This window comes from Nocardiopsis ganjiahuensis DSM 45031, from assembly GCF_000341085.1.
Classification (GTDB): Bacteria; Actinomycetota; Actinomycetes; order Streptosporangiales; family Streptosporangiaceae; genus Nocardiopsis; species Nocardiopsis ganjiahuensis.
The window spans coordinates 181,726-193,233 of record NZ_ANBA01000007.1 but is presented as its reverse complement, the minus strand read 5'-3'; the positions used below and the strand labels follow the sequence as shown (position 1 = coordinate 193,233).

The 11,508-nt window shown below is 71.6% G+C and carries 12 protein-coding genes; 4 read left to right on the top strand and 8 right to left on the bottom strand.

Features of this window, described 5'->3' with window-relative positions; translation table 11 throughout:
* Nucleotides 1-21: 21 nt before the first annotated feature.
* Complete coding sequence (locus D458_RS0107580) at nucleotides 22-897, bottom strand: Rieske (2Fe-2S) protein (protein WP_017586130.1); 876 nt, start codon at nucleotides 895-897, stop codon at nucleotides 22-24.
* A gap of 60 nt (nucleotides 898-957) precedes the next feature.
* Nucleotides 958-1,722, bottom strand: coding sequence for a DUF1963 domain-containing protein (locus D458_RS0107575; RefSeq protein ID WP_338036974.1), 765 nt, complete (start codon nucleotides 1,720-1,722; stop codon nucleotides 958-960).
* A 234-nt stretch (nucleotides 1,723-1,956) separates the two neighbouring features.
* On the opposite strand from D458_RS0107575, the gene D458_RS0107570 reads away from it, so the two are divergent.
* Nucleotides 1,957-2,877 (top strand): ketopantoate reductase family protein, encoded by a 921-nt coding sequence (locus tag D458_RS0107570; protein ID WP_017586128.1) that lies wholly within the window; start codon nucleotides 1,957-1,959, stop codon nucleotides 2,875-2,877.
* A 112-nt stretch (nucleotides 2,878-2,989) separates the two neighbouring features.
* On the opposite strand, the gene D458_RS0107565 is transcribed toward D458_RS0107570, so the two are convergent.
* The 4 genes from D458_RS0107565 to D458_RS0107550 form a co-directional block, all read right to left on the bottom strand.
* The gene (locus D458_RS0107565; RefSeq protein ID WP_017586127.1) at nucleotides 2,990-3,859 is read right to left on the bottom strand and encodes a carbohydrate ABC transporter permease; all 870 of its coding nucleotides are present in this window, start codon (nucleotides 3,857-3,859) and stop codon (nucleotides 2,990-2,992) included.
* Nucleotides 3,856-4,869: a carbohydrate ABC transporter permease gene (locus D458_RS0107560; protein ID WP_026119087.1), complete on the bottom strand. Its 1,014-nt coding sequence runs from the start codon at nucleotides 4,867-4,869 to the stop codon at nucleotides 3,856-3,858. Before D458_RS0107560 ends, D458_RS0107565 begins: the two co-directional genes overlap by 4 nt.
* Nucleotides 4,866-6,134 carry an ABC transporter substrate-binding protein gene (locus D458_RS0107555; RefSeq protein ID WP_017586125.1) on the bottom strand — a complete coding sequence of 423 codons (1,269 nt, stop codon included), beginning with the start codon at nucleotides 6,132-6,134 and terminating at the stop codon, nucleotides 4,866-4,868. The genes D458_RS0107560 and D458_RS0107555 overlap by 4 nt, the downstream gene beginning before the upstream one ends.
* A 213-nt stretch (nucleotides 6,135-6,347) precedes the next feature.
* Nucleotides 6,348-7,142 carry an SAM-dependent methyltransferase gene (locus D458_RS0107550; RefSeq protein ID WP_017586124.1) on the bottom strand — a complete coding sequence of 265 codons (795 nt, stop codon included), beginning with the start codon at nucleotides 7,140-7,142 and terminating at the stop codon, nucleotides 6,348-6,350.
* Nucleotides 7,143-7,454: 312 nt separating this feature from the next.
* Between D458_RS0107550 and D458_RS0107545 the strand changes: the two genes are divergently transcribed.
* Nucleotides 7,455-7,976: a hypothetical protein gene (locus D458_RS0107545; RefSeq protein WP_026119086.1), complete on the top strand. Its 522-nt coding sequence runs from the start codon at nucleotides 7,455-7,457 to the stop codon at nucleotides 7,974-7,976.
* 143 nt (nucleotides 7,977-8,119) lie between these two features.
* On the opposite strand, the gene D458_RS0107540 is transcribed toward D458_RS0107545, so the two are convergent.
* Entirely contained in the window at nucleotides 8,120-8,977 is an 858-nt protein-coding gene (locus D458_RS0107540; RefSeq protein ID WP_017586122.1) for an SDR family oxidoreductase, read from the bottom strand.
* 115 nt (nucleotides 8,978-9,092) lie between these two features.
* Between D458_RS0107540 and D458_RS0107535 the strand changes: the two genes are divergently transcribed.
* A complete protein-coding gene (locus tag D458_RS0107535; RefSeq protein ID WP_017586121.1) occupies nucleotides 9,093-9,491 on the top strand; it encodes a winged helix-turn-helix transcriptional regulator in 399 nt (132 codons plus the stop codon).
* Nucleotides 9,492-9,833: 342 nt separating this feature from the next.
* Nucleotides 9,834-10,304, top strand: a complete 471-nt coding sequence (locus D458_RS0107530) for a hypothetical protein (RefSeq protein ID WP_017586120.1) — start codon at nucleotides 9,834-9,836, stop codon at nucleotides 10,302-10,304.
* 44 nt (nucleotides 10,305-10,348) lie between these two features.
* On the opposite strand, the gene D458_RS0107525 is transcribed toward D458_RS0107530, so the two are convergent.
* Complete coding sequence (locus tag D458_RS0107525) at nucleotides 10,349-11,506, bottom strand: cytochrome P450 family protein (protein ID WP_017586119.1); 1,158 nt, start codon at nucleotides 11,504-11,506, stop codon at nucleotides 10,349-10,351.
* Between the last annotated feature and the right edge of the window lie 2 nt (nucleotides 11,507-11,508).

Sequence of the window (11,508 nt, the reverse complement as noted above, 5' to 3'; positions counted from 1 at the left end):
CGTACCGGTGGTCCGGACGGGTCACGTGCCGGTGCCGGACTCCGCGTCCGGCTGGGGCAGACGGGCCTTCAGCCGCCCCTCCACGACGGAGGTGTCCAGACTCTCCAGAGAGGCGGTCGCCGGGCCGTGGGCGACGGTTCCGCCGTCCGCCCGGAACTCGCTCCCGTGCCACGGGCAGCGCACGCACCCGTCGACCAGCTCTCCGTCGGTCAGTGGAGCGCCCATGTGCGGGCACACGTCCAGGAACACGGCCACCGAACCGCCCGTGCGGGTCACCACGACGGGGACACCCTCGATGTGGGCGGATCCGAGGTCCCCCTCGGGGAAGTCCTCCAGCCGGCCGAGGTCGTGCCACCCCTCGGGCACCCGGTCGAGCAGGTAGTCGGCGCTGTTGGCGCCTCCGGCCCGGTAGTAGGCGATGTGGCCGCCGAGGGCACCACCGAGACCGACGGCTCCCATCCCGGCCAGAGCGAGGGTCCGTCCCCAGCCCTGGCGCCCGAAAGCCCTCGCCGCGGAGGACGCGCCGAACAGCAGGGCACCCGTTCCGTTGGCCACCGCGTGCGCGACACCGACGCGCTGCTGTCGTTCGTGCTGGCTCGACCAGTCGGCCAGACCGCTCACGGCGGCGGGCAGGGAGGCGAGCAGCCCGACGTTGACCAGCGCCCGGGCGCTGCGGCGGTGATCCCCCGGCAGGGTGTCGAGCAGGACGGCCGCGAGCCACGAGCCCAGGGGAAGATGCACCATGATCGGGTGCAGCGGGTGGCCCAGCTGCACACCGTGCAGGATGTCCCGCACCGGCCCCGCGGGCAGCCGTTCGGCGAGCGCCCTCATACGGGAGGCCGCCGGGTCCAACCTGTCGTCCTCTTCGATCTCACGGATCCGTTCACCGAGTCTCATACCTGGTTGGTTACCCGGGTCGAGCCGCTACAGTCATCCGAACGGCACCCGGGGAACAGCTCAGTGGTAGGTCGGCATCTCCAGGACCGCGGCCCCGAAGTCCACGGCCCGCAGGTCGTCGTACCGGATGATCCAGAACGGGCACGCGGTGAAGTCCGGGTCCTCGTGGACGGGGAACTGCCCCTGGGCCAGGAGGACCCAGCCGCCCTTCCCGTCGTCCCCGGAGGATCCCATGGGCACCGGGTCGTGCGGCGAGCAGGAGTAGCCGCCCAGGAGCAGGTCGACCTCCCAGACGGGACGTCTCCTGTCCAGGTGCTCGAGTTCGTACTCCTTGTAGAGCCGCCGTGCCTCCTCGTCCGCGAGGACGGCGTCGTCGCCGCTCATCGGCAGGCTCCAGACCGCCCGGGCGTAGAGGGGGCGGGGCTCCGTGCTGGGGGCGCCCTCCTCTTCGGGCTCCCGTTCGGTCGTGGCCGCTCCGGCCGGAACGTGGACCACGCTGCCCGCCCGGTCCGCCGGCACCGCCCCGTCGGCGTCGGTCCTGGTGGCGAAGAAGAGCAGCTGCCCGTCGCGTGGCAGCGGCAGGTCGAGTGCGTCCGGCGGCAGTGCCGCGCAGTCGACCGACGCGATGAAGTCGGTGTGGTCCTTGCGCGCGATGTCCGCGGGAAGGCTCGGGAGCCCGCCGTACCGCCCGGCGAGGACACCGCCGCCCTCAGCCGACGAGCTCAGTTCGATCTGCGGGCGGGCCAACCGGAGCGCCAGGTCGACGGCCTCCTCGGGGACGCCGTTGCCGCGAGCGTGATCACGGTAGGTCTGAAAGCTGTCCATGCCGAACATACTGCCGCTCGTGAACGACCTTCCCGCTCCCCGGAACCGTCCGGACCCGGTGTCCCCGCCCCCGGGAGCCGACCCCGGCCACCGGGGGCCGAGGACGGGCCGGAGCGCCGGGCCCGAGCACCGGGCCCGGGTTGTCCACAGGCCGGCGGAACCCCACTTGCCACCGCGCGTCCCATCGTCATACGTTTTGCCTGATTCATCGGGCTGGGCGAACGCAGGAGAGACATGAAGATCCTTGTCGTGGGTGCTGGAGCGGTCGGCGGATACTTCGGCGGGCGGCTCGCCCAGGCCGGACGCGACGTCGACTTCCTAGTCCGGCCCGCGCGCGCCGAGCTCCTCAACGAGCACGGCCTGAACATCCGCTCCGTCGACGGCCGCAGCGAGAACATCCCCGTCCGCGCACTCACCAAGGACCAGCTCACCCCCGACTACGACCTGGTCATCCTCTCCGTCAAGTCCTACGGGCTCGACGGCGCCGTCGAGGACCTCGCCCCGGCGGTGGGGCCGCGCACCGTGGTGGTGCCCTTCCTCAACGGCATGGGCCACCTGGACGTCCTGGTGGAGCGCTTCGGCGAGGACCGCGTCTACGGCGGGGTGTGCATGGTGATGACCCGCCTGGACGAGGACGGCGGGATCATCGAGGTCGGCAAGATGGGCGAACTCGTCTACGGCCCGCTCTCCGACACCCCCGTGGCCGGCCTGGACCGTGTCCACGCGGCCCTGGAGGAGGCCGGGTTCACCGCCCGCCCCACCAAGGAGATCCGCCAGGAGATGTGGGACAAGTGGGTCTTCCTGGCCAGCCTGGGCGCCGTCACCTGCCTCATGCGCGCCCCCATCGGCCGGGTCAACCGGGCCCCGGGCGGCTCCGAGTTCAGCGGCGGGATGTTCGCCGAGGCCATCGCCGTGGCCACCGCCGCCGGCTTCCCGCCCAGCGACAGGATCAGAGGGTTCGCCGACAAGGTCATCTCCGACACCGAACGCGAGACCTCCACGTCCATGTACTGGGACCTGACCCACGGCAACCCGGTGGAGGGCGACCACATCGTCGGCGACCTGGTCGCCCGGGGCCGCGAGCTCGGGGTGCCCACCCCGCTGTTCTCCCTGGCCCACACCCATCTGAGCGTCTACTCCGCCGCCCGGGGCTGAGGAGGGGCCGGGGGCGCCGCCGAGGGGAAGTCCGGAGGACGCCGAAGGGGACCCGGGGAACCCCGGACGGGTGCGGCCGCCGGGGAACCCGCCCCGGCGGCCGCACCCCGGATCAGCCCTTCAGCGCGCCCGCCATCAGACCCCGCATGAAGTACCGCCCCAACACCAGGTAGATGACCAGGGTCGGCAGCGAGGCCAGCACCGCCGCGGCCATCTGCTGGTTGTAGGGCACCACCATCGAACCGGCCACGTTGTTCAGCTGCACCGTCACCGGCCAGCTGTTGGGGCCGGTCAGGAAGACCGCGAACAGGAAGTCGTTCCACGCGGAGGTGAACTGCCAGATGAGTGTCACCGCGAACGCCGGAGCCGACACCGGCAGCACCACGTAGGCGTAGGTGCGCAGCAGCCCGGCGCCGTCCACCCGCGCCGCCTCGATGAGGGTCTGCGGAATGCTCGCGTAGTAGTTGCGGAAGATGAGCGTGCAGATCGGGATGCCGTACACCGTGTGCGCCAGGATCAGCGGGAACAGCCCGCCCATCAGGCCGGCGCTCACCAGCAGCTGCTGGAGCGGGATCATCACCGCCTGGTAGGGGATGAACATTCCGAACAGGAACAGCGTGAACACGGTGTCCGCCCCCGGGAACCGCCAACGCGCCAGCACGTAGCCGTTCATCGACCCGAGCACGGCCGAGATGACGGCGCTCGGCACCGCCATCAGCACGCTGTTCCACAGCCCCGGAGCCAACGAGGACCAGGCCGTCGACCACCCCTCCAGGCTCCAGTTGCGCGGCAGCTGCCATGCCTGGGCCGCGGTGGCCTCCTCGAAGGGCTTGAACCCGGTCACCGCCAGCACGTACATCGGCAGCAGGAAGAAGGCCGCCAACACGAACAGCACGGTGAACTTGACCGCCTGGCCGCGCCGTGTGGTCCCGGTCCCGCCACCGCCCGGTGCGATCACCCGCTCGGGTGCGCTCTGGGTCATCGGCCCTCGCTCCGTTCCTTGCGCACGGTCCACACCAGGTAGGGGATGACGAACACCGCCACCGTGAACAGCAGGTACGACGCGATCGTGGCCCCCTTCGCCGGGTCGCGGACCTCGAAGACCATGGCCCACATGTACACCGCCGGGACGTCGGCCACGATCTGCTGCCCCGCCACCGCGATGATCAGGTCGAAGACCTTCAACGACATGTGGCCCAGGATGATGACCGCGCTCAGCACGACCGGGCGCAGCTGCGGCATGACCACCCGCCAGTACACGCCCCACTCCGAGCAGCCGTCCACCCGGGCCGCCTCGCGCAGTTCCTCGGGCACTCCCCGGAAACCGGCCAGGAACAGCGCCATGATGTACCCGGCCAGCTGCCAGACCGCGGGCAGCGCCATCGCCGCCATCCCGAGGTCGGGCGCGGTCCACCAGTCGTTGACCAGGAAGTCCATGTTCAGGTGCACGAACAGGGCGTTGAGCCCGGTGGCGCGTTCGGCGGGGGCCGGGTTCATCAGCCACCGCCACACCACCCCGGTGGCGATGAACGAGACCGCCATCGGCGCCAGGAAGAGGGTGCGGAAGACCGCCTCGCCCCGGATGCCCTTGTCCAGCAGCAGGCCCAGGAGCCAGCCCAGGAACAGGGCACCGCCGACGAACACCACGGTGAACACCACGGCGTTGCCCACCGCGGCGGGCCACCGGGCCTCCTGCCACAGCTGGACGAAGTTGGTCAGCCCCACGAACGAGCCGTCCTGGATCGGGGCGTGCTTGTCGCTCAGCGCCAGCCGGGTGTTCCAGCCGATCATGCCGTAGACGAACACCCCGATGAGCAGGATCGACGGGGAGACCAGCAGCAGACCCGGCAACCACGTGCGGGACCTGGTCACCGCGCGCCGCAGCCGCCCCTGCCGGACGGGGCGGCCCGCACGCGGGCGTGCCGGAGCGGAACGTTTCGTGTGGCCGGGGCCGCCGCGCGCGGCGGCCCCGGTTGCGCTGGATTCGGTCATTCTGTCTGCGCGGCCTCGTGCAGGGCCTCGTTGAGCACGTCCAGGTCCCCGTTCTGGAGGTAGAGGCCGACCGCGGTGTCGATGTCGTTCTTCCACCGGTTGCCCACGGTCACCCCGTGCCAGAAGGAACCCGCCAGCTGCGGGCCGGCCTGCCACTCGGCCAGCGCGGACTCCAGGTAGGGACTGTCCGCGTACTCGGCCGGATCGGCGTCCTCACGCGCCGGGATGGAACCCTTGACCGGGTTGAACAGGTCCTGGCCCTCCTGACTGGCGACCAGCTCGAGCCAGGAGAGCGCCTGCTCCTCGTTCGGAGCCCCCTCCGGCAGGGTGAAGCTGTCCGACAGCCACATGTACGTGCCGTCCGTGCCGGGCGAGGCCGCCCAGTCGTAGTCCTCGCCGGGGAGCGCTCCCAGCTCGTCGAAGTAACCGGCCGCCCAGTCACCCATGATGTTGAAGGCCGCCTCGCCGTCGGAGACCCGGCGCGCGGCCTCCTGCCAGTCCTCGGCCGCCGACTCCTCCTGGGTGAAGGCCATGATCGTCTCGAAGGTCTCCAGGGCCTCGGCCATCTCCGGGGTGTCCCAGTTCGCGCCCGGCTCCCACAGGGCGTTGTAGGCGTCGGCGCCCAACGAGCCCAACAGCACCGACTCCAGCAGGTGGTCGACGGTCCACTGGGCGCCCACCGCCACCGGGATCGCGTCGGTCTCGGCCTCGACCGCCTCCAGCGCCTCGACGAACTCGTCCAGGGTCTCCGGCGGCCCGTCCACCCCGGCCTCCTCCAGCAGGGCGGGATTGAACCACATCACGTTGGAGCGGTGGATGTTGACCGGGACCGAGTAGACGCTGCCGTCGTAGGAGATCTGCTCGACCAGCTGGTCGGGGTAGGCGTCGTGCAGCCCCTGCTCGTCGAAGAAGTCGTCCAGCGGCTGGATGTAGCCCGCCTCGATGTAGTCCTGCAGCTCCGCGCCCGCGTGCCCCTGGAAGGAGTCCGGCGGGTCCTGGCTCTGCAGCCGCCCCTCCAGCACCGCCTGGGCGTTGGTGCCCGAACCGCCGGCGACCGCGGCGTTGACGAACTCGACCCCTTCGTTCTCCTGCTCGAACCGCTCGATCAGCGCGTCCAGCCCGGCCTCCTCGCCGCCGCCGGTCCACCACGAGAACACCTCGACCTGCCCGCCGGCCCCGTCGTCACCGCCGCCGTCACCGCAGGCCGAAGCGACGAGCACCAACCCCAGCCCCGCGGCCGTGACCGACCACCGCCGTGAACGCATACGCATCCCTCTCCGGGCGGCCGACCCGTCCCACGGCGACGCACCGCCCCATGTGTCTCACGTCACCAAAATCCGACTTTGCCATCCTTTGCACCACGAGTAACAAAGGTCAAGGGCGGGGCGGATCACGAATCGAAGACGCGGTCCCGGAGGGTTCCGGGGCCCTGGCGGGGCTTCTCCGGGGAAGCCTCCGCCAGGGCCCCGGGCCGCGGGTCAGACCTTCCGGCCGACACCGCCGTACTGGTCCACCTCGGCGGGCGGGTTGTCGCCGGTCACCACGGGGCGCCAACGGGTCACCGACACCACACCGGGCTCGACCAGCTCCAGCCCTTCCAGGTAGCCGCCGATCTGCTGGGGGCTGCGCGGGATGTACGGCACGGCGCCGCTCTCGTTGTACTCGTCCTGGGCCTCGACGTTCTCCTCGCTGTGCACGTTGCTGCCCTCGCTGACGGTGAGGTAGCTGCCCGGGGGAAGGCCCGCGAGCAGGCGCCGCACGATGGAGACCGCCTCGTCGTACTCCTGCACGTGCCCCAGGACGCCGAGCAGCATCAGGCCCACCGGCTGGTCGAGGTCCAGGAGCTCGCCCGCCTGCTCGAGGATCGCCTCGGGGTCGTACAGGTCGGCGTGGACGTACTGCGTGCGCCCCTCGGGGGTGCTCGTCAGCAGGGCCCGCGCGTGGGTGAGGACGAGCGGGTCGTTGTCCACGTAGACGATGCGCGCGTCAGGCGCCACGGACTGGGCCACCTCGTGGGTGTTGTTGTGGGTGGGAAGCCCCGTGCCCACGTCGAGGAACTGCCGGATGCCCAGCTCACCCGCGAGGTGGCGGACGGCCCGCTCCTGGTAGGCGCGCGAGGCCCGGGCCATCTGCGCGATCCCCGGAAAGGCCTGCAGGAACTGGTCCCCCGCCTCCCGGTCCACGGGGTAGTTGTCCTTGCCGCCCAGCCAGTAGTTCCACACCCGCGCCGAGTGCGGGACGGTCGTGTCGATCGCCGGTTGGTGGTCGTTCATCGGGTTGTGCCTCACTGCCCATAGCCGTTCGGGGACCCCGATCATACGGCCTGCGGCAATACCAGAACCCTTGCGCCCCAGGGGATGCGTGCACCGCCCGCCCGCCCGGCCCCACCTGCGCGGGCTCGGGCGGAGGGGTACGTGGTCACGGGGGCCGGCCCGTCGGCCCCCGTTGAGGGAGGACACGCCGAAGCGAGCGCGCGCGGAGGATTCCCCGCAGGCCCGACGTGACCTGTGTTCTTCGTGCCCGCGAGCCCCCGGACACGCCGCGTGCCCCGCACGGCGCGCGACACCGGTTGGCACAATCGCGGCATGTCAGTCCTCGACAGAGCCACCCTCAGACATCTGGCGTTCCTGGCCCCCGCGTGCCTCCTCCTGACATCGTGTGCGGCCGAGGGAGGAGCCGTGGGCGCGGTCGCCACCGGGCACTTCTCCGCCCGTCACCAGTTCCCTGTCGTCATGGTGTCCTGGTGCGGGGACAGCCCTCCGGCGCGCATCGACCTGACCTCGGAGGAGCACGGGTGGCGGTTGAACGCCGTCCGCGAGTTCCCCGGCAACGAACTCGAGGTGGACCTGTCCGCCCCCGGTGAGGACTGGAGCATCACCGATACCGACGGGGCCCCGGCCTACCGGGTCGTCCCGGCCGCGGAGGACATCGAGTACACCCTGGGGGTGACCTCCGTCGCCGCGCTCGAAAGCGACTCCGAGCACGATATCGCCTCTCTGCGCTTCGACACCGAACTCATGGCGGAGGATGACGGCGTGTACATGGGCACGGACGCCGGCGGAGACGGCACACTGGTGGGAGCCGACGACTTCCCGCCCGAGTGCTGAGACACCCGCGCCCGGCCACCGGTGGTTCCCGCCGTCGTGGTCACCACGCCCGCCGCGCCGCCCCAAGCTTGGTGTGGGGCGGCGCGGCAGCCAGGCGAGGCGGGCCCTCGGGCGCCAGAGGCGGGTCAGCGGGGCCGGGGAACTCAGAGGAGTTCGCGCAGGGTCTCGATCACCGGCGTGGTGGGACGGCCGATCAGCTTGGCCAGGGTCCCCGGGGTGGCGGCCAGCTCACCGTCCCGGGTGTTGCGGTCCAGTCCGACGACGAACTCCGCGGTGCCCGCGTCCAGGCCGACGCCGGTCAGCACGGCTCCGTGCTCCTCGGGGCTCAGGTCCCGGTAGAGGACCTCGCGCCCCAGTAGCTCGCTGATGTACCCGGCCAATTCCTTCCTGGTCCAAGCGGTGTCGCCGGTGAGTTCGTAGACGGCCCCCGCGTGCGGCGCGGGGTCGACCAGCACCACGGCAGCCGCCTCGGCCAGGTCCCGGCGGGCGGCACTGGCGGTCCGCCCCTCGCCCGCGCTGCCGATGAGGGCCCCGTGCTCGCGGGCCTGCTCCAGGTCCTGCTGGTAGTTCTCGTTGTACCAGCCGTTGCGCAGGACGGTGTGGCTCAGCCCGGAGGCGGCGAGGATCTCCTCGGTCGCCTTGTGCTCGGGGGCCAGGATCAGCGTGGTGTCGTCGGCCTTGGGCGCGCTGGTGTAGACGAGGTGGCCGACCCCGGCCTCCTCGGCCGCCTCGATGGCGTTGCGGTGCTGCGCCACACGCTTGCCGAGCTCGGCGCCGGAGACCAGGAGCACGGCGTCCGCGCTCCGGAAGGCCTCCCGGAGCGAGGCCGGGTCCTCGAAGTCGGCGCGGCGGACGTTCACGCCGCGTTCGGCGAGGTCGGCGATCTTCCCTGTGTCCCGCCCGGTGGCGGTGACGTCCCCGGGCGCGTACCCCCGCTCCAGGAGGGACTCGACGACGAGGCGGCCCAGGTGGCCGGTGGCACCGGTGACGACGACGGACATGCGGTTTCCCTTCGAGGTGGGCCGGGATCTTCTCCCGGCGGTTCGTCGGTGTCAACGAGCCGTTCCAGCCTCACATTCCACAAGTAGGGTACGCACCTTTTGGTAAGTTGGAAGCATGAGCGCATCCGAGAGGAAGAACCCGAAACCGGAACCGACACCACTCCCCCGCATCGGTGGGCACAGCCTGCCCGCGGACTGCCCCCAGCGCGCCCTGCTCCGCGACGTCACCAGCAAGTGGGGGGTCCTGGTCCTGGTGGCGCTGTCCGAGGGGCCCCGGCGCTGGAGCGACCTGCGTCATGGGATCGACGGCATCAGCGAGAAGATGCTCGCCCAGACCCTGCGCACCCTGGAGGCGGACGGCCTCCTGTTCCGCGACGCCAGGCCCGTGGTCCCGCCGTACGTCGAGTACGGCCTGACCTCCGACGGCGAGGAGGTCACCCGCCTCCTCCTCCCCTTGCTGGACTGGGTCGAGGTCCGCACCTCCCAGGGCCGGAGTTCCGTCTTCCCGGGGTGACTCCTGTCCGTATTTGACACACTTCGCCACCTTTGCGCTGTAGATCACGAAGGTCCGTCCATCTGACCGCGGAAGTCCTGTGGTCCTGGATCGCCGGACGCTCACGGAGTTCCGGCTCCGTCCGTGGCACCGAGGGTCAGGCGCGCTCGGATCGGCGCCCGCGGAGCGGCGCACCGGCCCATAGGCCCTCCACCGGGCGACTCACAGTCGCAGCCCGAGGGAGGACGCGCAGAGGCCGTGTTCGGTTCGGGGTCCACGGTCGGTGCGACCCGCACCAGGAACCGGCTCCGCCCCGCAAACGTCCGATCCTCGGCCCCACCGTTTCCCGAAAGGCGCCCCACCGTGGCGAAGGCACGCTTCCTCCCTCCTCTCCTCCCACCGCTCCTGACCGCCGCACTGGTGTCCTCCTGCGCGGCCCCCGCACCGGGGACGGACGAGGTCGTCACCGTCGGGGACGGTACGCGCATCCTCGTCCACGGCTTCTCGTCCGCCCCGGAGGCCCTGGTCCACGGGGAACTCGCCTACCTGCCCGAGGAGCGCTGCCTCCTCGTCCTCGTTCGGGACGAGGAATCCGGGGAAGTGGTGGAATCAGCGGCTCCGCTCTGGCCGGACAACGTCGTTCCCTTGGAGGACGGGCGCGGCGGGGTGGAGGAACCCGCGCTGGGGGCGATCCTGGACGGGGACCGCTTCACCGCCGCAGGCGGCCACCGGGGCGCCGACCCGGAGTGGGACGTCGACCTGCCCGAGGCGTGTGTGCCGAACGGCGCGTTCGTCATCCTCAACGAGGACTCGTTCGAGCCGGGCCGCCCCTGAGCGATCAGTACTCCCGAACACGCACAGGAGCGGTGCCGGGCCCCTCACCCGAGCGACACCGGAAGCGCGGTCAGACGGCTCCCCTGGATACCGCCGATGTCGGCCTGGCGGAGCTCGGAGTAGGGCACCGCCAGGCGCGCCCGGGGGAACTCGGCCTCGAGGACCTGCACGAGCACGGTGAGTTCGAGCTGGGCCAGCCGGGCACCGGTGCAGTAGTGCGGTCCCACCCCGAAGACCAGGTCCGGACCGACCCCCCGTCCGGGAGCGGTGTTGATCCCCTGGAGGTCGACCAGCACCGGCGACCGGGCGGGCAGCCGGACCCCGGCCAGTTCGACCTCGGCCGCGGTGAACCGCCAGAGGCTGAAGGGCGCCGGCGAGTGCGTCCTCAGCGCCTCCCGGACCCTCTCCTCGGCCGGGGCGCCCCTCACCGCCTCGGGGTCGGCGGGGTCGAGGAGCCGGGCGAGCAGGAACCCCAGCGCCGGGTCGGTGGTGAGCTGGCCCGCGTAGACCAGGGTGAACAACAGGTAGTGCAGGTCGGCCTCGGTGAGGTCGTCGGGGACCCGGTCGCGTAGTTCGGTCGCCAGACCTGGCCGACCGCCTTCCAGTGCCGCGGCGGCCAGGTCGGCGAAGGCCGCCATGGCCTCCTCCACCTCCTCCGGGTCGTCGGAGTGCATGCGCCGGCACGCTCCGACGGCCTGGTCGACCCGGTCGGCGGGCACACCCAGCACGTCGCAGACCACGGTGAGCGGGTAACGGGTGGTGAAGTCGGCCGCCAGGTCCACCACTCCCCCGGCCTCCGCGAGCCCGGTGAGCAGGGATCGGGCCAACCCGGTGATCCGATCGGTGTAGGCGGCCGTCCGACGCGCCGTGAACAGCGGGGCGTGCGCCCGGCGGAGCCGTTCGTGCGCGCCCCCGTCCGTGGTGGTCAGCGAGGGCTGCGCGGCGGCGGCCGGTTCCAGTCCCGCTGTCCACCGGTCCCATGCGGGCGGCGCCTGAGCCGGGTCCTTCACGATCAGGGGGTGGACGAGGACCTCGCGGGCCAGGGCCTCCTCGGTGACGATCCACACCGGGCCCCCGGCGGGAGCCTCGGCGCGTACGAGCGGACCCGCGGCGCGCAGGGCCGCCCGTGCGGGGTGGGGCTGGTCGAGCCCGCGGACAGTGGCGGCGAACGGGTCGGCGGTGAGGCGTGCTGCTTCGGTCATCG

Excerpts from the sequence above, each read along its gene's own strand:
- D458_RS0107545 (WP_026119086.1), top strand. The coding sequence starts at position 7,455 with ATGTCAGTCCTCGACAGAGCCACCCTCAGACATCTGGCGTTCCTGGCC.
- D458_RS0107540 (WP_017586122.1), bottom strand. The coding sequence starts at position 8,977 with ATGTCCGTCGTCGTCACCGGTGCCACCGGCCACCTGGGCCGCCTCGTC.
- D458_RS0107550 (WP_017586124.1), bottom strand. The coding sequence starts at position 7,142 with ATGAACGACCACCAACCGGCGATCGACACGACCGTCCCGCACTCGGCG.
- D458_RS0107555 (WP_017586125.1), bottom strand. The coding sequence starts at position 6,134 with ATGCGTTCACGGCGGTGGTCGGTCACGGCCGCGGGGCTGGGGTTGGTG.
- D458_RS0107570 (WP_017586128.1), top strand. The coding sequence starts at position 1,957 with ATGAAGATCCTTGTCGTGGGTGCTGGAGCGGTCGGCGGATACTTCGGC.
- D458_RS0107565 (WP_017586127.1), bottom strand. The coding sequence starts at position 3,859 with ATGACCCAGAGCGCACCCGAGCGGGTGATCGCACCGGGCGGTGGCGGG.
- D458_RS0107575 (WP_338036974.1), bottom strand. The coding sequence starts at position 1,722 with ATGGACAGCTTTCAGACCTACCGTGATCACGCTCGCGGCAACGGCGTC.
- D458_RS0107560 (WP_026119087.1), bottom strand. The coding sequence starts at position 4,869 with ATGACCGAATCCAGCGCAACCGGGGCCGCCGCGCGCGGCGGCCCCGGC.
- D458_RS0107535 (WP_017586121.1), top strand. The coding sequence starts at position 9,093 with ATGAGCGCATCCGAGAGGAAGAACCCGAAACCGGAACCGACACCACTC.
- D458_RS0107525 (WP_017586119.1), bottom strand. The coding sequence starts at position 11,506 with ATGACCGAAGCAGCACGCCTCACCGCCGACCCGTTCGCCGCCACTGTC.
- D458_RS0107580 (WP_017586130.1), bottom strand. The coding sequence starts at position 897 with ATGAGACTCGGTGAACGGATCCGTGAGATCGAAGAGGACGACAGGTTG.